19 protein-coding genes and 2 tRNA genes are annotated in these 22,310 nt (G+C 61.6%); 17 read left to right on the top strand and 4 right to left on the bottom strand.

The features are described 5' to 3' along the window. Positions 1-26 precede the first annotated feature (26 nt). Entirely contained in the window at positions 27-2,261 is a 2,235-nt protein-coding gene (locus KIH81_RS08715; RefSeq protein ID WP_420829140.1) for an alpha-1,4-glucan--maltose-1-phosphate maltosyltransferase, read from the bottom strand. A 247-nt stretch (positions 2,262-2,508) separates the two neighbouring features. On the opposite strand from KIH81_RS08715, the gene KIH81_RS08710 reads away from it, so the two are divergent. Then, complete coding sequence (locus KIH81_RS08710; RefSeq protein WP_214304999.1) at positions 2,509-4,452, top strand: cell surface protein; 1,944 nt, start codon at positions 2,509-2,511, stop codon at positions 4,450-4,452. A gap of 194 nt (positions 4,453-4,646) precedes the next feature. After that, positions 4,647-4,880 carry a type II toxin-antitoxin system BrnA family antitoxin gene (gene brnA, locus KIH81_RS08705; RefSeq protein WP_170115054.1) on the top strand — a complete coding sequence of 78 codons (234 nt, stop codon included), beginning with the start codon at positions 4,647-4,649 and terminating at the stop codon, positions 4,878-4,880. Positions 4,881-4,931: 51 nt separating this feature from the next. Here brnA and KIH81_RS08700 read toward each other — a convergent pair. Next, positions 4,932-5,008 (bottom strand) — tRNA-Met (locus tag KIH81_RS08700). 473 nt (positions 5,009-5,481) lie between these two features. On the opposite strand from KIH81_RS08700, the gene KIH81_RS08695 reads away from it, so the two are divergent. The 10 genes from KIH81_RS08695 to nucS all read left to right on the top strand — a co-directional run bounded on the left by KIH81_RS08695 (position 5,482) and on the right by nucS (position 15,150). After that, complete coding sequence (locus KIH81_RS08695; protein ID WP_109057997.1) at positions 5,482-6,522, top strand: homoserine O-succinyltransferase; 1,041 nt, start codon at positions 5,482-5,484, stop codon at positions 6,520-6,522. Between the two features lie 466 nt (positions 6,523-6,988). Continuing rightward, entirely contained in the window at positions 6,989-7,798 is an 810-nt protein-coding gene (atpB, locus tag KIH81_RS08690; protein ID WP_109057996.1) for a F0F1 ATP synthase subunit A, read from the top strand. Between the two features lie 116 nt (positions 7,799-7,914). After that, positions 7,915-8,145, top strand: a complete 231-nt coding sequence (gene atpE, locus KIH81_RS08685; protein WP_109057995.1) for an ATP synthase F0 subunit C — start codon at positions 7,915-7,917, stop codon at positions 8,143-8,145. Positions 8,146-8,234: 89 nt separating this feature from the next. Continuing rightward, a complete protein-coding gene (locus KIH81_RS08680; protein WP_109057994.1) occupies positions 8,235-8,756 on the top strand; it encodes a F0F1 ATP synthase subunit B in 522 nt (173 codons plus the stop codon). A gap of 46 nt (positions 8,757-8,802) precedes the next feature. Then, a complete protein-coding gene (locus KIH81_RS08675; protein ID WP_214304998.1) occupies positions 8,803-9,633 on the top strand; it encodes a F0F1 ATP synthase subunit delta in 831 nt (276 codons plus the stop codon). An 80-nt stretch (positions 9,634-9,713) separates the two neighbouring features. Continuing rightward, positions 9,714-11,342 (top strand): F0F1 ATP synthase subunit alpha, encoded by a 1,629-nt coding sequence (gene atpA, locus KIH81_RS08670; protein ID WP_109057992.1) that lies wholly within the window; start codon positions 9,714-9,716, stop codon positions 11,340-11,342. A 3-nt stretch (positions 11,343-11,345) separates the two neighbouring features. Beyond that, the gene (locus KIH81_RS08665) at positions 11,346-12,266 is read left to right on the top strand and encodes a F0F1 ATP synthase subunit gamma (protein ID WP_109057991.1); all 921 of its coding nucleotides are present in this window, start codon (positions 11,346-11,348) and stop codon (positions 12,264-12,266) included. Between the two features lie 9 nt (positions 12,267-12,275). Beyond that, on the top strand, positions 12,276-13,763 hold the full coding sequence (gene atpD / locus KIH81_RS08660; protein WP_109057990.1) for a F0F1 ATP synthase subunit beta: 1,488 nt from the start codon (positions 12,276-12,278) through the stop codon (positions 13,761-13,763). Further along, positions 13,763-14,056: a F0F1 ATP synthase subunit epsilon gene (locus KIH81_RS08655; RefSeq protein WP_109057989.1), complete on the top strand. Its 294-nt coding sequence runs from the start codon at positions 13,763-13,765 to the stop codon at positions 14,054-14,056. Before atpD ends, KIH81_RS08655 begins: the two co-directional genes overlap by 1 nt. Positions 14,057-14,334: 278 nt before the next feature. Then, positions 14,335-15,150: an endonuclease NucS gene (gene nucS, locus KIH81_RS08650; RefSeq protein WP_214304997.1), complete on the top strand. Its 816-nt coding sequence runs from the start codon at positions 14,335-14,337 to the stop codon at positions 15,148-15,150. Positions 15,151-15,344: 194 nt separating this feature from the next. On the opposite strand, the gene KIH81_RS08645 is transcribed toward nucS, so the two are convergent. After that, entirely contained in the window at positions 15,345-16,334 is a 990-nt protein-coding gene (locus KIH81_RS08645) for an FKBP-type peptidyl-prolyl cis-trans isomerase (protein ID WP_214304996.1), read from the bottom strand. A gap of 81 nt (positions 16,335-16,415) precedes the next feature. On the opposite strand from KIH81_RS08645, the gene KIH81_RS08640 reads away from it, so the two are divergent. From KIH81_RS08640 to KIH81_RS08630, 3 genes are all read left to right on the top strand, one after another. Further along, positions 16,416-17,615, top strand: coding sequence for a hypothetical protein (locus KIH81_RS08640; protein WP_214304995.1), 1,200 nt, complete (start codon positions 16,416-16,418; stop codon positions 17,613-17,615). Continuing rightward, positions 17,612-18,649, top strand: a complete 1,038-nt coding sequence (locus KIH81_RS08635) for a DUF8094 domain-containing protein (RefSeq protein ID WP_214304994.1) — start codon at positions 17,612-17,614, stop codon at positions 18,647-18,649. The genes KIH81_RS08640 and KIH81_RS08635 overlap by 4 nt, the downstream gene beginning before the upstream one ends. An 86-nt stretch (positions 18,650-18,735) precedes the next feature. Then, positions 18,736-19,704, top strand: coding sequence for a tetratricopeptide repeat protein (locus KIH81_RS08630; RefSeq protein WP_214304993.1), 969 nt, complete (start codon positions 18,736-18,738; stop codon positions 19,702-19,704). A 19-nt stretch (positions 19,705-19,723) separates the two neighbouring features. Here KIH81_RS08630 and KIH81_RS08625 read toward each other — a convergent pair whose 3' ends face one another. Continuing rightward, on the bottom strand, positions 19,724-20,350 hold the full coding sequence (locus tag KIH81_RS08625) for a CYTH domain-containing protein (RefSeq protein WP_214304992.1): 627 nt from the start codon (positions 20,348-20,350) through the stop codon (positions 19,724-19,726). Between the two features lie 219 nt (positions 20,351-20,569). Here KIH81_RS08625 and KIH81_RS08620 point away from each other — a divergent pair. Together KIH81_RS08620 and KIH81_RS08615 are read left to right on the top strand one after the other, a co-directional pair. Next, a tRNA-Arg gene (locus tag KIH81_RS08620) sits at positions 20,570-20,645 on the top strand. Positions 20,646-21,168: 523 nt separating this feature from the next. Then, positions 21,169-22,284 carry a glycerophosphodiester phosphodiesterase family protein gene (locus KIH81_RS08615; RefSeq protein ID WP_214304991.1) on the top strand — a complete coding sequence of 372 codons (1,116 nt, stop codon included), beginning with the start codon at positions 21,169-21,171 and terminating at the stop codon, positions 22,282-22,284. Positions 22,285-22,310: the final 26 nt, after the last annotated feature.

Genomic DNA, 22,310 nt, shown 5'->3' with positions numbered 1-22,310 from the left:
GTCGATTGCTGCACAGTCCTGCGCGATCACTGCACGGACAGGATGTGCGCCACGTCGGCCCACGGGGCGAGCGAGACATAGTTGTCCCAGCCCCACTGGAACTCGCGGCCGGTCAGCTCGTCGCGCACGTTGAGCGGGCGGTCGGTGGGCAGGCCCAGCTCGTCAAGCTCGATGTGCACGGTGGACTGGTGCGCGTTGTGGCCGTCCAGGTTCACCACCACGATCAGCGTGTCCGCCTGGCCCGTGCCGGTCAGTTCGGCCGGCGTGTGGCGGGCGAACGCCAGGATGTTCGGGTCGGAGGTGGGCAGCACGGTGAGGTTGTGGTAGCTCAGCGCGGCCGGGTGCTCGCGGCGGATCTTGTTGAGCGTGGTGAGCATCTTGGCCACGCCGTACTTCTCGGCCTTGGACCAGTCGCGGACCTTGACCTCGTACTTCTCGTTGTCGATCTGCTCTTCGAAGCCCGGACGCTGCTTATTCTCGATGAGCTCGAAGCCGTTGTAGATGCCCCAGCTCGGAGAGCCCATGGCGGCCAGCACCGCGCGTACGCAGTGGCCGGCGATGCCGTTGTCGCGCACGTAGGCGGTGAGGATGTCCGGCGTGGTGGGCCAGAAGGTGTTGTGCTGGTAGTAGCCGTCGTCGCCGTTGGTGATCGGCAGGTACTCGGCCAGCTCCTCCTTGGTGTTGCGCCACGGGAAGTAGCAGTGGGACTGCGTGAAGCCCACGTAGCTCAGCGCGCGCATCATGCCCGGGCGGGTGAACGCCTCGGCCAGGAACAGGATCTCCGGGTGCTTCTTGGTCACGGCGGCAATCACGTCCTGCCAGAAGCGGACCGGCTTGGTGTGCGGGTTGTCGATGCGGAAGATGGTCACGCCAGCCTCGATCCAGAGGTTGAGGACGCGCTCCACTTCCTTCTCGATGCCGGGCATGTCCGCGTTGAAGTCGATGGGGTAGATGTCCTGGTACTTCTTCGGCGGGTTCTCGGCGAAGGCGATGGTGCCGTCCGGCTTGTGGCGGAACCAGTTCGGGTGCTGCTTGACCCACGGGTGGTCGGGCGAGCACTGCAGCGCGAAGTCGAGCGCGATCTCCAGACCGAGCTCATGGGCGCGCTGGCACAGGGCCTTGAAGTCATCCATGGTGCCCAGCAGCGGATCCACGGTGTCGTGGCCGCCGAGTTCGGAGCCGATGCCGAACGGGGAGCCCGGATCGTTCGGGCCGGCGATCAGCGAATTGTTGCGGCCCTTGCGGTTGGTCACGCCGATGGGGAAGATCGGCGGCAGGTAGACGATGTCGAAGCCTTCGGCCTTGGCGCGTTCCAGGCCTGCGATGGAGGTCTTCAGGGTGCCCTGCGTAATCTTGCCGGTCTCCGGGTCCACGGTGGCGCCTTCGGAGCGCGGGAAGAACTGGTACCAGGCGGCGAAGCTGGACTTCGGGCGCTCCACCTTGAAGCGCTGCGGCTGGCTGGGGGAGAGGCCGTCGCGCAGCGGATGGGTCTCGTGCAGGGCCTTGACGGCCGGGTCGGTGGCTGCGGCCAGACGATCCTCAGGCGCGAGCTCCTTGTTCGCCATGGTCTCGGCGGCCTGCTCGATCACCTTGCGGTCCTTGGCGGACAGGCCTGCGTCCTTGGTCAGGGCCCAGCGGGCGAGCAGCTCGGCACCGGAATCCAGCGCGTTCTCCACATCGTCCTTGACCTTCACCTTGATGGTGGCGTCATGCAGCCAGGAGATATACGTGTCCTCCCAGCCTTCGACGGTTACGGTCCAGATGCCCAGCTGGCGCTTGACGGCAGCGTAGCCTTCGTCCCACGGCTTGAGATCGCTGTGCTCGCCGCACTTGAGCGTGACTTCCCAACGGTCCAGGCCGGGGTTCGTGCAGGTCATCGGGAGGCGCAGGGTCTCCTTGCCACGCGGATTGCGCACAACGGCGGTGGCGCCCACCTTGGTGCGGCCTTCGATGAAGACCTGGGCGGTCACCTTGAAGGGTTCGCCGATCTCCACGCGGGCCGGATAGATGCCGCGTTCCTCGGCGGGAGTGATGTCCATGACGTTGATGCGGCCGAACTGGCCGGGCTCGCTGGCATCGATGACGGGAGCGGGGGCTTCGCCCACCAGCCCGTTGAGGGCCTGGTTCATGCGGCGGGTTTCGGGGTCAACCCGTTTGCGGCGGGTCGTGGTCTTCTTGGCGGCAGAAGTCGCCTTTGACTTCGAGGCCTTGGAGTCTGGGTTACTACTTATATTGCGCTCTGCGCTTTGTTGTACTGCCATACTGCCCATTCTAAGGGGGTACGTGCATTTCGTGGTATTTCTTGTGCATTGTGGATAACTTTCGTGTAAACGTTCGATAAACAGTGTGATGTGGATAACTTTGCTGGCCGGTTATCCACAACTTCCCGGCTGTTGGGGAGCCGGGGCCACATCGGTTGGAAATGTTGGGATTGTGTGTGCGAAACTGCCATGCTCGACCTAGCCGCACGTAAGGAAGCGCGCGGCCCTTACGGAAAGGATCCGAGAGATGGCAACACAATGGCGGCGCAAGAGCATGGCCGCACTAACAATGCTCCTAGCCCTAACCCTGATGCTCGGGATTGTGGCAGCTGTTTCCGCTTATGCGGATGAGGAAATCACTCTCACTCCTTCTACTGAAGAAACTCGAATCAAATTTAAGTACGACGATAAGTGGTTTTATCAAGGATTGGTCGGAACGGATAATCAAGGGCGGCATTATTACTGTATCGAAGCCGGAAAGATGACAGATCGAGCTATTGGTTCAACGACATTTGTTCAGAACACTGTAGAAGCTCGACGTATGGCTTGGATTCTTTCAAAATATCATGATGTAGATGCTGAAACGCATGCAGCAATTTCCGTTATAGTTCAAGATAACTTTGGAAAGATGGAAGATGCATGGAATGGGCACAGGGCGGCGCTCAAAGAACAGCATCCTAATGTTATTGATTTAGCAGAAAAACTTTGGAATGAATCGGCTGATAAGGTGCCGGCGAAAGCTCAAGTTATTCGAACAGAAACGGAATCGCCTCATTCGGGTGCGGTCGAGGTTGCCGTGATGGATTCTTTAGGCAACCCGATTGCCGGGGTGAAGTACACAGTAACGTTGAAGGGGCCTGCTCATTTTGTCGGGAATGGAGATAATACATTCTCTGGTATCTCTGAAGAGACAGCTGAATCCTTGTCGTGGGAATCTGACGGGGAAGGCGAAGTAACGGCAGAGGTTTCTTATGATTGTGAGCAACTGATTGAGGCTGATAGTGCTCAAGATATGGTGGCTTTGGCCAATTCGATTACGCAGGATGGGGTTTCGGCTACGTTCGAAGTTGGCCGGTCTATTTTTCAGCCATCGGTTTCAACGCGAGTAACGGATAAAATCATTGAAACGGGAGATTCCGTATCTGATGAGGTGACTAGCAAGCTCGAATCCGGTCAATGGGATACCGGAATGAAGGTATTGGCTTCTGGATATTACTTTGATGGCATTGATGCCGATGATTTAGGTAAGACCATAACTCCAATGGAGTATGAGACTACGGCGGAATTCTTGGAAAGACTTGCTTCGGATGGACACAAGCCAGTTGCGTACGGTAGAGCCTCCTTTGAACATCCGGAGCAGACTATTCAGGTGCGAGCTGTGACCGAGATTGACGGGGAGAAAGAATATTTAGCGAAGCAGAATAGCGATTTTGGTACTTGGGTTTGGGCCTTTGAGCGTGCCGTCCAGGATGATAATGTGAAAAAATATATGGAAGGTGATTGGACGAGCAGCTTCCTTGAACCGTCAGAGACGAATCTAACCCGTCGTTCAATTGAAGTCTCTTCGCAAGTTACGGAGCAACTTGTAGAAATTGGTTCGGATTTAAGTGACACAATTACCGTGTCGGGATTTCCGGAAAAGCATGGTTCGTTTGCAGGAAACGAGAAATATGAATTCGACGCAGATCTACCGTATGCCCAAGTAAGTGTTTGGTGGTCCGGAGATGCTGATGATTCTTCCAATCATGATGCATATGAACCTTCTACCGAGAAGGTGCCGGACAAAGAAGACGCCAATCATAAGTTGGTCGCTCAATGGAATGTACCGGCAGAGAACGGCACTTACAAAGTAGGTGCTGGGCAAAAAGATGCTGAAGGAAAGGCCATTACTATAACTGCGGAGCGAAGCGGATGGTATGTCTTCGTATGGTCGTTCGATGGTGACGATCGGGCAGCGCTGGTCTCCAGCCGATATGATGACGCCCAAGAGCGTACGTATGCAACCGAGCTAGAGCTGGAACTTCGGGAAGAGCCAGAGCCTGAAGAGGAGCTTAAACAGCCGGAAGTGACAACCACTTCAAAGCAGCTTGGTAAGACGGGATCTGCGGTTTTGTTGTTGTCGGGGATTGGGGTTTCGGTGCTTTCGGTGGGCATTATGATGCTTGCCGCGATTAAGCGACGGAGCTTGTAAGCGGTTCTGATGTGTTGGGACAAAAGGCCAGAAGATTCTTTGTGGATTTCTGGCCTTTTCAATAGCCGTTTGTCCTCTGGGCAAGAGAATTCGAATTATCTCGGTTCGGCGTTCGCGGAAGAACGAGGAGGACTTCTATGAGCAAAGTGAATGAGTCCGGCAAAGGCGCGATTGCCGGTGAACAGTTGGATGAGATGTTTGACAATGGGGAAGATGTCCTCGACTACTTTGACATGGATCACGCAGTCGTAGAACACCATCCGCCATTGGAGAAGCGCGTTACCTTCACTATGCCGGCGTGGATGGTGAGCGAGCTGGACAAAGAGGCGAGTGAATTGGCGATTAGCCGTAATGCCGTGGTGAATACGTGGATAGCAGAGCGGCTTCGTCGTGACCGTCGGCGGGTGGACTCTACGAGCGAAGCCTGAGGCGGCCGGAAACGAAAAAGGTTGGAATCCGATTGGATTCCAACCTTTTGTTGGTAGCGGGGCATGGATTTGAACCATGGACCTCTGGGTTATGAGCCCAGCGAGCTACCGAGCTGCTCCACCCCGCGTCGGCTTGTCTTTTCGACAGCTCTATCTACTTTACTGATGCGTCGGAAAAAGTCAATGTGTGGTGTGTCTTCGGCGTGTCGCGTTTTTATGTTTACGGAACGCGGGCGCGAGAGTGGCGGGGCGCAGGGGATATTCGGACGCTCAAATGCGCGAGTCTTGGGTGAGACGTGCTTTCGCGCGAAAGTACGGAGGAAGTGTGGCGTGTGCAGGGTGCGTGGACGGGGCGAGGCGTATGGGGCGTCCGGATCTCATACGAAAGGACAAGGTGGTCGGGACGTAAGGGCTCGAGGCTCGTAGGCGGGGATTATGTGAGGGGCGGGGATTAGGCGAGGGATTGGGTGGGGCATCCGTTCGCCCCGGCGAATGCGGCCGACCTCTCGAATAACGCGCCATAAACGGAATCTATGGCGCATCGGGCCGGCTTCGGGTGAACCTGCATGCGACATATCCGGCGGAAGGACATAATGGGAGCATGCCTATCAAGATCCCCAGTGGCCTGCCGGCCCGTGACATCCTCGACTCGGAGCGTATCTTCGCGCTTGAGAAGCCCGAGGCGGAGCGTCAGCGCGTCCGCCCGCTCAAACTGGTGATCCTGAATCTCATGCCCAAGAAGATCGAGACCGAGACCCAGTTGCTGCGTCTCGTTTCGAAGAGCCCGTTGCAGGTGGAAGTGGACTTCATGAAGACCTCCACCCACGAGGCCACGCACGTCTCCGCCGATCATCTGGTCAAGTTCTACGAAACGCTCGACGCTTTCCGCGACAACTACTACGACGGCTTCGTGGTGACCGGCGCCCCTGTGGAGCACATGCCGTTCGAGGAGGTGGACTACTGGGAGGAGTTCAAGACCATCCTTGACTGGGCCTCCACCCACGTGTTCTCCACCATGTATCTGTGCTGGGGCGCCATGGGTGCGCTCTACTACCGTTACGGCGTGCGCAAGGTGGACTACCCGCAGAAGATCTTCGGCGTCTTCCCCCAGTACCTGCAGGACGAATACTGCTTCCTGACCAATGGCTTCGACGAAATCGCGCTCCAGCCGCATTCCCGCCTCGCCGGCGTGAACGAGGCCGATCTGGCCCTGAAGAAGCAGGAACTTCAGGTGCTGACCTGGGGCCCGCAGTCCGGCCCCGGTCTGGTGGCCACGCGCGACTTCTCCGAGGTGTTCGCCTTGGGCCATTGGGAGTATGGCAAGTACACGCTCGCGGAAGAATATGAGCGCGACATGAAGAAGGGCATGACCAACGTGCCGTTCCCGCAGAACTACTTCCCGCACGACGACCCGTCCCTGGAACCGCTGTTCAGCTGGCGCGCGCACGGCAACCTGTTGTGGCGCAACTGGCTGAACTGGGTGTACCAGACCACGCCATACGACCTGACCGAAGTGCCGCAGCTCAGGGCCGAGAAGAAGCTGGGCACGGATCGATCGATTCGTCATCTGCCCGGCGGTCCGCGTAAGGACAACTTCGCGCCGTTCATGCATGACGGGTATGGGGTGATTCAGGGGAAGTAGCACTCCCTTCGGCCGATGTCGGTTTGACGGGGCCTTGCTCTTTGCGCTTTGCCGGAATTTGCCGCGCCGCGGTCGAAGGTGTCCACGAATCGGACAGGAAAAATGTTGGTTCGGCGGTTCGAAATTGACCGCAACGCGGACACTGACATGTCCATTATGCGGACTGCCGAATGAACGAAACCCGGCACCTCGCACGCAACCGTCTAATACGGAATCGAAAGATAACAAAACCATAAATCCCTTACGGCAGTAAGGCTCAGGCCGGACACGCCCGGTGGCCGTTGACTTTGTCCCAACGCAGGCCAATAATCACCTTTCAGTCATTCGGAGTCGAATGCCCAGCGTCGACTCCAGTCCACGCATGGCATACCCCGGAGTGGAATGGCGAAAGTAACCGCAACGTCACATTCGGCCGTTCCGCTGGTCTAAACTGACACCTGACATTGAAGAAGCAGGAGGCGTGAGAATGAACGATGCCCTTTTCAGCGGGCTTGCTTTGGCCGCGGATGGTCCGGAATTCCCGACCACCGACGACTTCCTTCTTCCCCAGATCATCTTCCCCGGCACGCCGTTCGCCATGGACCGCATCATCATGGTGCGCGTCATCGCCACGGCGATCATGCTGGTGGTCCTGGGCGTCTCGGCCGCGCGCGCGAAGCTGATTCCCGGTCGTTGGCAGGGCGCCATCGAATGGGTCATCGAGTTCGTGCGTGACCAGATCGTCTATCAGGTGATGGGCAAGGAGCGTGGCCAGCGTTATCTGCCGATGATTACCACCATGTTCTTCACCATTCTGGTGTTCAACCTGTGCGGCATCATCCCCGGCTTCAACATCGCAGCCACCGCCACGATCACCATGCCGCTGGTCTTCGCCGGCTGGTGCTTCGTGCAGTACTGGATCGCCGGCGCACGAGAGAAGGGCCTCGGCCACTTCCTCAAGGACGAGCTCTTCCCCAAGGGCGTTCCGGCCCCCATCTACATCCTGCTGACCCCGATTCAGCTGCTCGAGCTGCTGGTGATCCGCCCGGTCTCCCTGACCCTGCGACTCTTCGCCAACATGGTGGCCGGCCACATCACCGTGGCCGTGTGCCTCGCCGCGACCCAGTGGTTCCTCATCGAAATCCCGAACAAGCTGTGGTCCATCCTCGGCGTGGGCACCTTCGCCGCCGGCCTGGCCATGACCCTGTTCGAGATCCTGGTCGCCGCCCTGCAAGCCTTCATCTTCGCCATGCTGACCACCGCATACATCAACATGAGCTACCCGGAGGCCGAGTGACCGCAACCGCTTGAGCACACGCCCGAACACCGGGCCGCTCGCGGAACGCATCGCTCCAAACCACAAGATTTTCAATATTTCCTTCGTATAGAAGAAAAACCAGAAAGGAAAAACCCATGGATATCATCACCCTCGCTGAGGTCGCTGGTAATCTCAACGCAATCGGCTACGGCCTGGCCGCCATCGGCCCTGGCATCGGTCTGGGCATCCTGATCGGCAAGACCATCGAAGGCACCGCTCGTCAGCCTGAGCTCGGCGGCCGTCTGCAGACCCTGATGTTCCTGGGTCTGGCATTCGTCGAGATTCTGGCCCTCCTCGGTCTGGTCGCCGGCTTCATCTTCCGTTGATCGTTGCCGTTGCGCCGCACCCGTACGGCGTGATGGTGCAACGGAATCGTGAATGACAACGGAAACGAAGCAATGAAAGGAGAACGACAATGACTTTCGCGGAGCAAGACGGAATCAATCTGTTCATCCCCAAGGTCTATGACATCGTATGGTCGCTGATCATCCTGCTGATCATCGCGGTGTTCTTCTACAAGTTCTTCATGCCGAAGTTCCAGGCCGTGTTCGATGAGCGTGCCGCCAAGATCGAAGGCGGCATTGCCAAGGCCGAGCAGGCTCAGAAGGACGCCGCCGAGGCGAAGGCCAAGTACGAGGCCCAGCTGAGCACCGCCCGCGTGGAGGCCGCCAAGATCCGCGACGACGCCCGCGCCGAGGCATCCCACATCGTGGCCGATGCCCGTGCCCGCGCCGAAGCCGATGCGGCCCAGATCACCGCCAACGCCCAGCGTTCGCTGAAGTCCCAGCAGCAGCAGGCCATGGTCTCGCTCAAGGGCGAGGTCGGCGCGCTTGCCACCGCCCTGGCCGGCAAGATCCTCGGCGCCAAGCTGCAGGACAGCGACGTGCAGTCCTCGATGATCGACTCGCTGCTCGACGACCTGGACGCCAAGAAGTGACTGTGAACATCGTCAGGAACATCCGTAACCAGAAAGGGAGGTGACCATGCGAGGAGAGGCATCTCGTATTGCAGACCGCGAGTCGCGTGACTCGCTCGCCCCGAAGCTGCGTGACACCCGTGAGGATGCATGGCGGATCGGCAACGAACTGTTCAAGATCACCGGTGTGCTCGACCGCAACCTTCCGCTGGAACGAGCGCTGACCGACCCCTCCAGGCCGGTGGCCGACAAGATCGCGGTGCTCAAGGAGCTGTTCAAGGGCGCGGAGCATCCGATGACCCTGGAGATCATGACCGATCTGGTCTCCCGTCGTTGGAGCCGTGCGCGAGACATCGCCAACGCGGTGGAGGACTTCGGTGTGGACGCCATGATGTACTACGCCGACGCCACCGACGCCACGCTGCAGGTGTCCATCGAGCTGTCCCAGCTGCACTCCGCGCTGCTGACGCTGCCGGTCGTGCGTGCCAAGCTGTACGACGACCAGGCCACCAGCGAATCCCGCGTGAAGCTGTTCCGTGAGATCTTCGACGGCAAGGGCCTGAACAAGATCACCATGCGCCTGGCCGAACACGCCACCTGCAACCTGCGTCGCCGCCGCTACCTGGAGACCATCCAGTGGCTCATCAACAAGTTCTCCCGCCACATGGGCGAGTCCATGGTCACCGTGACCACCGCGACCCCGCTCAAGAAGGAGCAGATCGAGCGACTGACCAAGGTCTACTCGGCCAAGGCCGGACGTCCGGTGCACATCAACTCCGTGGTGGACCCGAGGGTCCTGGGCGGTATGCGCATCCAGGTCGGCGACGAGGTCACGGACAACACCGTGGTCGCACAGCTGCAGAACCTGCACCGTACCGTGAAGGCGGACACCAACTGAGCGGACCGGCTCCCGGCCCATCCGCGCAGCGGAACACAAGCAAAGACTTGACTGAACAATAACCAATAGAAGGAGTGATCATGGCAGAACTGACCATCGATCCCGCCTCGATTCGCAAGGCCTTGGACGACTTCGTCTCGTCCTACCAGCCGAGCGACACCCCCACCCAGGAAGTGGGATATGTCGCCACGGCAGGCGATGGCATTGCCCACGTGACGGGATTGCCTGGTTGCATGGCCAATGAGCTGCTGACGTTCGAAGACGGCACGCTCGGCCTGGCGTTCAACCTTGACGCCCGTGAAATCGGCGTGGTGATTCTCGGCGATTTCGCTGGAATCGAGGAAGGCCAGGAAGTGCGCCGTACCGGCGAAGTGCTCTCCGTGCCCGTCGGCGACGGCTATCTCGGCCGTGTCGTCGACCCGCTGGGCAACCCGATCGACGGCCTCGGCGAGATCAAGAGCGAAGGCCGCCGCATCCTCGAAGCCCAGGCTCCGGACGTGATGCACCGCCACCCGGTCGACGAGCCGCTGTCCACCGGCCTCAAGGCCATCGACGCAATGACGCCGATCGGCCGCGGCCAGCGCCAGCTCATCATCGGCGACCGCCAGACCGGCAAGACCGCCATCGCGATCGATACCATCATCAACCAGAAGGCCAACTGGGAATCCGGCGACCCGAAGAAGCAGGTGCGCTGCATCTACGTGGCCGTGGGCCAGAAGGGCTCCACCATCGCCTCGGTGAAGCAGAGCCTGGAGGACGCCGGCGCCATGGAGTACACCACCATCGTGGCCTCCCCGGCTTCCGATTCCGCCGGCTTCAAGTACATCGCGCCGTACACCGGCTCGGCCATCGGCCAGCACTGGATGTACAACGGCAAGCACGTGCTCATCGTCTTCGACGATCTGTCGAAGCAGGCCGAAGCCTACCGTTCGATCTCCCTGCTGCTGCGTCGTCCGCCGGGGCGTGAGGCCTACCCGGGTGATGTGTTCTACCTGCACTCCCGTCTGCTCGAACGCTGCGCCAAGGTCTCCGATGACCTCGGTGGCGGCTCGATGACGGGTCTGCCGATCGTCGAGACCAAGGCGAACGATGTGTCCGCCTACATCCCGACCAACGTGATCTCCATCACCGACGGCCAGATCTTCCTGCAGTCCGACCTGTTCAACGCCAACCAGCGTCCTGCCGTGGACGTCGGTATCTCCGTCTCCCGAGTCGGTGGCGCCGCACAGACCAAGGCTCTCAAGAAGGTCTCCGGTACGCTGAAGATCTCCTTGGCGCAGTACCGTTCGCTGGAATCCTTCGCCATGTTCGCCTCCGATCTGGATGCGGCGTCCAAGGCCCAGCTGACCCGTGGTGCCCACCTGACCGAGCTGTTGAAGCAGCCGCAGTTCCACCCGTACTCGATGGAGCAGGAGGTCGTGTCCGTGTGGACCGGCACCCATGGCAAGCTCGATGACCTCGAGCTGGCCGACGTGCTTCCGTTCGAGCAGGGTCTGCTGGACTACCTCGACCACAACACCGATATCCTCAAGACCATCCGCGAGACCGAGGACTTCACCGCCGACACCGAGGCTGCACTCGGCAAGGCCGTGGACGCCTTCCGTGCCACCTTCGTCACCTCCGCCGGCAAGCCGCTGGTGGAGAAGAAGCCCGACACGTCCAAGGCCGCTCCGGTCGAGCAGGAAAAGATCGTGGCGGGAGAGAAGTAAGCCATGGGCTCGCAACTCGCATTGAAATCACGCATCCACTCCACCGAGTCGTTGGAGAAGATCTTCAACGCCCAGGAGATGATCGCGTCTTCGCACATCGCCAAGGCCCGTGACGTGGCCCTGAACGCGAAGCCGTACACCGATGCGATTTTCGATGCCGTGCAAGCGTTGGTGGCACATACCCATATCACGCATCCGATCGCGGTGAAGGACGAGAGCAACCCGCGCGTGGCTGTTCTCGCCCTCACCTCGGATCGTGGCATGGCCGGCCCGTACACCTCTTCGATCATCCGTGAAACGGAATCGCTGCTGGCCCGCCTCGAGGCGGATGGCAAGCAGCCGGAGCTGTTCGTGTACGGCCGTCGTGGTTCGACGTACTACAAGTACCGCAACCGTGACGTGGCGGCCACATGGGAAGGCGACACCGACCAGCCCGGCGTCGAGATCGCCGAGACGATCTCCAACACTCTGATGGACGCCTACATGAAGCCGGCGGAGAAGGGCGGAGTTTCCGAACTCTACATCGTCTTCACCGAGTTCATCAACATGGTGGTCCAGAAGGTGCGCGTGCTGCGCATGCTGCCCGTGGAGATCGTGGAGAACGAAGCCAAGGTCCCGGACCCGGAGAACGAGAAGGCCGCGGAGGACATCTCCCCGCTGTACTCCTTCGAGCCGAGCCTGGACGAGGTGCTGGACGCGATTCTGCCGAAGTACGTCCAGTCCCGTATCCACGAGTGCCTGCTGACCGCCGCGGCCTCCGAGACCGCAAGCCGCCAGAACGCCATGCACACGGCAACGGACAACGCACGCAATCTGGTCGACGACCTCACCCGCAAGCTCAATGCTTCGCGTCAGGCCTCGATCACCCAGGAACTTACCGAAATCATCGGCAGCGCTGACGCGCTGAACACAAAGGAAGAGTAGGAACGCACTATGGCTGAGAATCAGACCACTGTGGCTTCCGAGACCAACGGCGAGCCGGTTCACGGTCGCGTCACCCGAGTCCAGGGTTCGGTTATCGACGTTGAGTTCCCGGTCGGCCATATGCCCGACATCTACAACGCCCTCCACGTGACCATCGTCAACACCGGCGCCAAGGAGGAAGGCGAAGCCAAGTCGACCGAGATCACCCTTGAGGTCGAACAGCACCTCGGTGACTCCACGGTCCGTTGCGTCGCCCTGAAGCCGACCGACGGCCTGGTGCGCGGCGCCGCCGTGTACGACACCGGCGCCCCGATCTCCGTGCCGGTCGGCGACGTGACCAAGGGCCACGTTTTCGACGTGTCCGGCAACATCCTCAACAAGAAGCCGGATGAGCAGATCACCGTCACCGAGCGCTGGCCCATCCACCGCAACCCGCCGGCCTTCGACCAGCTGGAGTCCAAGACCCAGATGTTCGAGACGGGCATCAAGGTCATCGACCTGCTGACCCCGTACGTGCAGGGCGGCAAGATCGGTCTGTTCGGTGGTGCAGGCGTGGGCAAGACCGTGCTGATTCAGGAGATGATTCAGCGCGTGGCCCAGAACCACGGCGGTGTGTCCGTGTTCGCCGGCGTCGGCGAGCGTACCCGTGAGGGCAACGATCTGATCGGTGAGATGGACGAGGCCGGCGTGCTTGAGAAGACCGCCCTAGTCTTCGGCCAGATGGATGAGCAGCCGGGTACCCGTCTGCGCGTGCCGCTGACCGCACTGACCATGGCCGAGTACTTCCGTGACGTGCAGAACCAGGACGTGCTGCTGTTCATCGACAACATCTTCCGCTTCACGCAGGCCGGTTCCGAGGTGTCCACGCTGCTGGGCCGTATGCCTTCCGCCGTGGGCTACCAGCCGAACCTGGCCGATGAGATGGGTGCTCTGCAGGAGCGCATCACCTCCACGCGAGGCCACTCCATCACCTCGCTGCAGGCCATCTACGTGCCGGCCGATGATTACACCGACCCGGCCCCGGCCACGACCTTCGCCCACCTGGACGCCACCACGGAGCTTTCCCGTGACATCGCCTCCAAGGGTATCTACCCGGCCGTGGACCCGCTGAGCTCCACCTCGCGAATCCTCGATCCGCGTTACGTGGGCCAGGCCCACTACGAGTGCGCCAACCGCGTCAAGGCGATTCTGCAGCGTAACAAGGAGCTGCAGGACATTATCGCCCTGATCGGTATCGACGAGCTCTCCGAGGAGGACAAGACCACCGTGAACCGTGCTCGCCGCATCGAGCAGTTCCTCGGCCAGAACTTCTACGTGGCCGAGAAGTTCACCGGTCGCCCCGGCTCCTACGTGCCGGCCGACGAGACCATCGAGGCCTTCACCCGCATCTGCGACGGCGTGTACGACGACGTCCCGGAGCAGGCATTCTCCGGCATCGGCGGCATCGACGACCTCGAGGAGAAGTGGCACAACATGCAGAAGGAACTTGGTGAGTGATGGCTGAATCGGAAAAGACCACGATGAAGGTCAACATCGTCGCCGCCGACCACCCGGTGTGGCACGGCGAAGCGTCGAGCGTGACCATTCCCGCCTCCGAAGGCGGCATGGGCATTCTGCCGGACCATGAGCCTGTGCTCACGGTGATCAAGCAGGGTACGCTCACCGTGGTTGAGCCCGATGGCGTTCGCCACATGTTCGAGGTGACCGACGGATTCATCTCCTTCGACTCGAACAAGCTCACCGTGGCGGTCGAACGCGGCCACGACGTGCAGTACTCCGGTCAGGAGTGAGTGTCGCTCGCTTGAGCTTCCTTTGAGCCGTGTCTTGGCTCGTTAGGCTCCCTTTGGGTTTTCCCGAAGGGAGCCTTTCGTTCTTCTCTGGCTCCCCTTTCTGAGGACATTGCCGTGAAGCAAACAGCAGAGCTGTTTGTAGGCGATGTGCGAGACGACAGTCGAGCCAACAAAACGCGAACGAAGTTCGTCATTAATTGCAGGACGAACTGTCAGCGTAGCTGACTGAGGGTAGTCAGAAAGAGACTTGTTATGCGGCATCGTTACAGTGGTGGCCTATGCGAATCATTGTTGCCGACTGTTCCGCCGAGTATTCCGGCCGACTCAACGCCTCGCTGCCCCCGGCCAAGCGCGTGCTGCTCATCAAGGCCGATTCCAGCCTGCTCATCTTCTCCGAGCTGGGCTCGTACAAGCCGCTCAACTGGATGGCGGCACCGTGCACGATCCGCGAGATCACGCCGGAGACGTCCGAGGCTCCCGAGGACGATGCATCGTCCGATGCCCTGACGAGCGGGGGAGCGGGGACCGATGCGGATACTTCGTCTTTGGAGGAGTCCCTTGCGGCCGAAGAGGCGGTTGCCGATTCCACCGAATCCGCCGAACACGTGGAAAAGGTGCTGCGCGTCACCTCGGACAAGGGCTCGGATGTGCTGGAGGTCACGCTGTACCACGTCTACTCCGACCAGTCCTATGATTTGGGCGTGGATCCGGGCCTCATCAAGGACGGCGTGGAGGATCATCTCCAGCGGTATCTGGCCGAGCAGATCGAACGTATCGGCAAGGGCGCCAAACTCGTGCGCCGCGAATATCCCACGGCCATCGGCCCGGTGGATATCATGGCCATCAACGCCGACGGCGAACATGTGGCCGTGGAGATCAAACGTCATGGCGGCATCGACGGCGTTGAGCAGCTCACACGCTACTGCGAGCTACTCAATCGCGACCCGCTGCTGGCTCCGGTGCACGGCATCTTCGCCGCGCAGACCATCACCCCGCAGGCCCAGGTGCTCGCCAAGGACCGTGGCTTCACGTGTCTCATCCTTGATTATGACGATATGAAGGGCACCGAGGACGATTCGTTGAGACTGTTCTGATATGACTTGGCCCCCTCTGACGAGGGGGCTGTCAGCGAAGCTGACTGGGGGAGAGATCGCGACGCAGTCGTCGGAATGAAGGAATCGGCCTATGACCGATGCTGTTTCCCGCGGCAAGCCGCCGCTTCTCTCCCCCAGTCTCGTTTCATGAGACAGCCCCCTCGTCAGAGGGGGCCAAGTCCTATCAGAACGGATCAGTACGTGGCGAGGATGTCGACCACGAAGACCAGCGTGGAGTTCGCAGGAATCGAGCCCTGGGCCTTGTCGCCGTAGCCGAGGTCCGGCGGCACCACCAACAGTACCTGGGAGCCGACGGTCTGGCCGGCCAGGCCCTGGCTCCAGCCCTTGACCACGTCGCTCAGCGCGAACTCGGTGGCTTGGCCCTTGTCCCAGGACGAATCGAACTGCGTGCCGTCCAGCAGCCAGCCGGTGTACTGCACCTTGACCGAGCCGGATTCCTGCACCTTGGCGCCGGAGCCCTTGATGAGCGGCTGCACCACCAGTTCGCTGCTGCCCTTGTACCCGTTCATGTCAATGGAGGGCTTGCCGTTCTTGGCGCGCGTGACCTTCGGCAGGTCGGCGGGCACGTCCTTGACCTTCTCGCCGGTGGCCTTGGTGTAGTCCTTGGACTTGGAGACGAAGGTCATCGCGAGGATGTACGAGTAGCCGGACGAGTTCTCGTCGTTCACGCCGAAGCCGATGGTGGTGTTGAGCTTGGCGCCCTTGATCTGGTTGTAATACGTGGAGTTCAGCGTGGAGGAGTCCACCACCATCGAGCAGTCGGGGGTGTTCTTGGTCCACGTGTCCATGAGCTCGGTGCCGTCCTTGACGTTCAGCGCGATGCCCTGGGAGCACACGCGGTCGCCGTCCTCGATGACGTCGCCGTCGCCCTTCTGCAGCACCACGTACGAGCCGTCGGACACGGTCATCGGGGCCTTGAAGGAGATGGTGGGCTTCTCGCCCAGCTTGCCGGTGGCGGTCACGCCGGCGATCTGGTTCTTCTCCGAACCGGAGGACGAGGAGGAGGAGGAAGAAGACGAGGACTTGGACGAATCCTTGGAGTCCGAGGAGGATGAGGACGACGAGCAGGCGGCCAGCGAGACGCACATGATCATCGAGCAGGCGAGGGCCGCGGACTTGGTCAGGAAAGAGACCGTATTCTTGGTCAGGGAAGACTTGCGCATGACACACCACCCTACCGGCAAACCCTGATTTTCAGCCTGTTTTGAGTAATCAAGAGGTGAAGATTGTAGAATGGGAACGTTATGAGTGCTGAAGAACAGACAACAGAGCCGAACCAGGACGCCAAGCCAAAGCGTCCTACTCGGCATGCCACAATCATGCGCGGCGTGGTGACGCCCATCTTCGGACTTCTTGCGGTGGCCTCGATCGTGCTGGGGGTTTTGAATGCCACGATCTGGAAGCCGTCCACCGAAATCACCGCTTCCGCCAGCATCACCGGCTCGCAATACATCATCACCGATCCGGGCGTACTTGACCTGCTCGACCAGAACACGACGCTGACCGTGGAATCACGGTCCTCATCCGGCCAGACGTGCGTGGCGCTGGGCCCCGCCAAGGATGTGACCGGCTGGGTCGGTTCGGATGCATACCAGCGGATCACCGGGCTGAGCTCGTGGACCACGCTGAGCACCGAGCGTGCCGGCTCCGGCTCGGGCAGCTCGGATAGTTCGTCGTCCGATTCTGATTCGTCCGGCTCGTCCGATTCATCCGCCGCCTCCGCTTCCACCGCCGAGGTGGCGTTCAAGGACTCCGATCTGTGGACCTCCGTCAAGTGCGGCACGGGTTCCGCCACGCTCAACGTGAAGAAGGCCACCGGTGCCACCGTGGCCATCGTGGATCTGGGCGAAGGCAACGCGGACGCCACCGTGAAGCTCAACTGGGTGCGTTCCGAGGTGCCGGACTTCGCCATGCCGTTCTACCTGTCCGGCGGACTGCTGGCCATCATCGCCGTGCTGTGCGCCTCCGTGTTCGCCATGCCGCCGCACAAGCGCCGCAACAAGCGCGTGATCGAAGGCGTGGCCCATGAGGTCGTGGAGGCCGGGCTGTCCTTCGCCGAGCGTGCCGAACGGGCCGCTTCCGGAGCCGTGGCCCCGTCGTACCCGGCTTCGGGCGATGCCGCCGGTCGCAAGCGTCGTCGTCACGCCTCGCATCGCCGCGGCGCCACGCCGGCCGTCAGCGAGCAGTCCGGCACCGACGAATCCGTCGCACAGTCGCCCACCATCATCGATCCCGCCTCCCGCAACCTGGTCGCCGACCAGCAGTCCGCGGCACCGGCCGCATCCGACCAGACCGGCGCATCGCCGCTGCCTGCCGCCAACACCGATGCCGAATCGACTTCGGTGATCACGCCCGACGAACTGCAGGCGTACTTCTCCCGCTTGGCCCAGGAGGTCAACAACGGCGGCGGTACGGACGACCACGGACAGGAGGAGAGCCGATGAACAAGCCGAATACGTTCGCACGTGCACCATTCGCACGGTGGGGCAGGCTCGCCGTCGCCGCGCTCGCCGTCGCCGCGATGGTGACCCCGTTGGCCGCCTGCGAAGGCCAGCTGCCCACTCCGGTGGCCGATTCGTCCACCCAGGCCACGCCTGACCTGACCGAAGCGCAGGAGAAGAAGATTCGACTGGCGATTCTCGATGGGATCGACGCGGCCGATCAGGCCAAGAGCGTGGACCAGCTCGCCGCCGTGATGGGCGGCCCGCAGCTGGAGATCCGCGGCAGCCAGATCACCGTGGCACAGAAGACCGGTTCCCTGAGCAAGTTCGCCGTGATTCCGAAGGACGTGGCGCAGGTCGTGATTCCCACCGATGACGGTTGGCCGCGCTCGGTGTTCACCATCACCACCACCACGTCGGACCAGCAGTCCAAGCGTCTGCTGGTGATGAACCAGGCGTCCGCCCGCCAGAACTACAAGCTGGTGGCCATGGCCCGTCTGTTCGAGGGCGCGCAGCTGCCCAAGTTCGAGATTCCCACGCTGGGCTCCAAGCAGGGTTCCGCCAAGGACAGCGGCCTGGTCATGACCGCCGCCGACGCGCTGACCCAGTATGCGGACGTGCTGCAGAACGGCTCGAACAGCCAGTACGCCTCCAAGTTCGCGGACGATCTGTTGCGCCAGAACCTGGCCAAGACCGCCGCGGACGTGCAGGCCGGCATGGAACGCAACAACGGCACCCAGCAGCAGACCTTCGAGGCCGTGCCCGACCAGATGTGGGTCATGCGCTCGGCCGAAGGTGGCGAGCTCGTGGTGGGCCGCATCAACTCCGTATGGGTGCGCAAGGCCGGCGACGGCCGCGAATCGCAGCCCGCCTCGGACGACGAGAAGGCCCTGTACAACAGCGACAAGTACACCAGCACCATGCAGGTGACGTACGTGAACGTGGTGGCGCTGTACATCCCCAAGGCCGGCGGGGCCGATGCACAGGTGACCGCCGTGGGCGCCGACCGCCAACCGGTCAAGGTCGAAGCGCTCTGAGCATATCCGCTGCGTACTCGCGGTGCCGGAACTACAATCGGTTCCGGCACCGTTTTTTGTATTCGTGAAGCAATGTGGAGGCAAGTATGGCTGATCAGCAGTTCCATCCCGGAGTGTCCCTGGCGGGGGCCGTGGATCTGGAGGCCCTGAAGCATCAAGTCAAGGCCGAACCGGGGCAGGTGGGCGGCGCTCCCGCGGCCGGCGGCTATGTGATCGACACCAACGAGAACACCTTCCAGGCCATGGTGCAGACCTCGGCCACGTTCCCGATCCTCATGCTGCTGTGGGTGCCCACGGACGACCGTCTCTTCCCGATGGCCCGCGCGCTGGGCGACGCGGTGAACGCGCTGGACGGCAAGATCCAGCTCTCCCGTATCGACATCGCCTCGAACCCGTCCATCGCCCAGGCGCTGCAGGTGCAGGGCGCGCCCGCGCTGTTCGCTCTCATCGGCGGCCGTCCGATGCCGCTGCTGCAGGGTCTGCCGGGAGACGACGAGGTCAAACAGCTGTGCGACGAGGTGATTCCGAAGATCATCCAGGCCGCCGCGCAGGCCGGTGTGAGCGGCACCGCGCCGTACTCCGGCGATCCTGATTCGGATGCGGCCAAGTCCGCCGGTGCCGCCGGTGCGGGTGCCGATCAGGTGCCGCCCGAGCACGCCGAGGCCCATCGTCTGGCCGAGGAGGGCGATTACGCCGGTGCGGCCGCCGAATATGCTCGCGTGCTGGAATCCGACCCGCACGATGCGCTTGCCGCCCGTGAACGCGCCAAGGCGCTGCTGCTGGCCCGCTCCGGCCAGGCGAACGTGCGTGAGGTGCGCGCTGCCGCGGCCGCCGCCCCGGACGACGTCGAGGCGCAGCTGGCCGTGGCTGACATCGATATGATCGGCGGCCAGATTCAGGACGCCTTCGACCGTCTGCTGGACTTCCTCGCCGCCGGACACAAGGCCGACCTGGACGAGGTACGCAAGCGTTTGCTGGAGTACTTCGCCATCCCCGAGCCGACCGATGAGCGCCTGAAGCGCGCCCGCCGTCGCCTCGCCACGCTGATGTACTGAGCCGAGGCTTTGACCCGCGCTACGCCATCCGGTTCTTTCCAAAATATGGCTGGAAGTGCGGGCCCTCCTTGGCCAGCTCCCGTTCGAAGTCATCCCTCCACTCGCCGAACGGCCGCTCGGCGAGTCCGTCGTTGTTGAACCGTGGCTGATCGGTGATTTCGGTGATGCAGAACTTCGGAATCGTCAGATTGGTGACGGGCGTGGCGCGCTCGGCCTCGGCCACCACGAGTGGCGCGTTTGGGCCGCCGAACACGTCCACGCTCCAGCCGTCCTCCGCGATCCACACGGAATAACGGTTCTTGATGACCACCCTGCCGCCGCGCTTGACGAGTTCGACCGCGATGCGCGTATCGATCTCGCGCTCCACCTCATAGCGCGTGCCGCCCACGGACGGGCCTTTGACGGTGACGTATGCCTCGGAGAAGCGCTCGCGGTTGTCCTCCAGCACGGCGATCGGGTCCAAATCGGGCGTCATGTCCATCTGTATGCTGTGCGAGAGCAGCCGCACGCGCAAGGCGTAATTGTCGGTGTACACGTAGTAGCTCTGAATGATGAGCGCCGGGGCATCGCCGTCGTCATATTCCGCCGGCAGTTCGCGGCAGAAGAAGCGGCGCTCGTATTCGAAGTCATCTGTGGGTTCCGACATAGCCCCATTGTAGGGCGAAGCGCGGGGATTTGCGGGGTTTGCAATCGTTGTTGCAACGGTTTGCAGTCGGGGCGCGCCGGCGGGCTTATTCCACGCGGCGGTTGGTGCTGTTTCGTGCTGTTCTGCGCGATGGGCCTCGTCGAACCTGTGAAATCGCTGCGAATGGCGGACCGATGGGTGCGGGCCGGCCGGGCGTGGTGTACAGTAGTGAAGTTGTCTGGGTCCGTAGCTCAGTGGATAGAGCGTCTGTCTCCGGAACAGAAGGTCGAGGGTTCGATCCCCTTTGGGCCCACCAGATTGGCGGGATTCCAAGGCTTGCAAGGTCTTGGAATCCCGTTTTTCGTATCAGGCCGGTGGGACTAAGCAATCGTTTCGGTACAGAAGACGGATGCTTCTGGCATGAAACCGTCGCTGGGCAGGCGATTTGCGGTCGTTTCGAGCTAGAAGGCGCTCGTTCCTATCATCAAATGGACGCTGAGGAGGGGATTTGCGGTCGTTTCAGTCCAGGAGACGAGGGTTTCTGTACTGAAAGGACCGCAGAAAAGGTGTTTGGCGGTCTCGCTGGTACAGAATGAATGCGCTTCTGTACTCAAAAGACCGCTGCGAGGCTGTTGCATACTGCTCGCGGGTGGTTTGGAGCCGTGTTGTCCGCCAGACAAGAGACCCTGCTCGTATGACGGAGCCCATGTCAGGGCCTCCCTGAGTTTTCCCTGAGATAACCATGAACTTGACATGAAATTAGGCATGGGAACCCCTGCCGCATCGCATAATGAAAGCACTACGCGGCGCAAGCGATGCCCGCCGCGGCAGGGAGGTGCATGATGACGAAGATGGATAATTCCCAAAGGCCTGAACGTGGCGGTGGGTTCCGCAATATCATCGATTTCCTACTCGTACCTCATGCCGCGAGGAATAGGGCATTGGATGTCTCCGCGATTCCGCCGGCAACTGCGCCCGGAACCGTCCATACTCAGTCCCGTCGCCGCTGGTTCGCCCAGATCGTCGTGCTGGTGTTGGCGTTGGCGCTGATCACCGGCATGGCCACGTCCGCCGCGGTACGTGTGCGTCGCAAGGAGCAGGACGGGCCGATCGACTGGCAGGTGCGTCCGCTCGCCATCGCCCATCGGGGCGACGATTCCGCTCCCGAGAACTCGCTGCACGCCATCACCAACGCCGGCGCGAACGGTGCCGACTATGCCGAGATCGACGTGCGGTTGGATGCCGACGGCACCCCGGTGGTCTTCCATGACCGCTCCACCGGCCGCCTCGCCGCGGACGGCCGCAACGTCTCGGTGGGCATCCTGAGCACCCGCGAACTGCAGCACCTGACCATGCGGCAGAACGGCGAGGACTTCCACGTACCCACCTTGGAACAGGCCGTGATGGCCGCCCAACACGTCAACGACCATCTGGGGCTGCTGCTGGACATGAAGACCGGTTCCGTCCATGCGCCGAAGCTGACCCGCGCCATCTCCCGCGTGATCGAACGCAATAATTTCTCCGACCGTGCGATGTTCATGTCCACCAACGACGACGCGGTCGAATTCATGCGCAAGTTGCATCCGGGCTGGACGGTCGGCAAATGCGTGAGCCCGGCGGGCCATCCGGAAGTCGGCTGGCCCAGGGGAGTGAGCTTCGTGGTGATGCGCGGCAACCGGTTGGACCAGGCCGTTCTGGACCGCGCGAACCGCAGCAACATCCCCGTGTACGCCGGTGTGAGCGGCGACTATAACGAAGGCAGACGGTGCCTGAAACTCGGTGCGGACGGCGTGCTGGGCGCCAGTGCGAAAAGCGTGCGCAGGCTGGCGCGCCGGTTCGCCTTCACGGTGAGGCAGGGGAGGCCTGGCGATATGGCCGCATCGCGGGCATCGGACGGCCCGCATGACGATGCAATCGCTAGACTGCAACGTAATCGGCCAATGGCCGGGCACTGACGCCGGCGGTATCGGACGGGCGCCAC

The organism is Bifidobacterium miconisargentati, assembly GCF_019331675.1.
Classification (GTDB): Bacteria; Actinomycetota; Actinomycetes; order Actinomycetales; family Bifidobacteriaceae; genus Bifidobacterium; species Bifidobacterium miconisargentati.
This window is presented reverse-complemented; position numbering and strand designations above follow the sequence as displayed.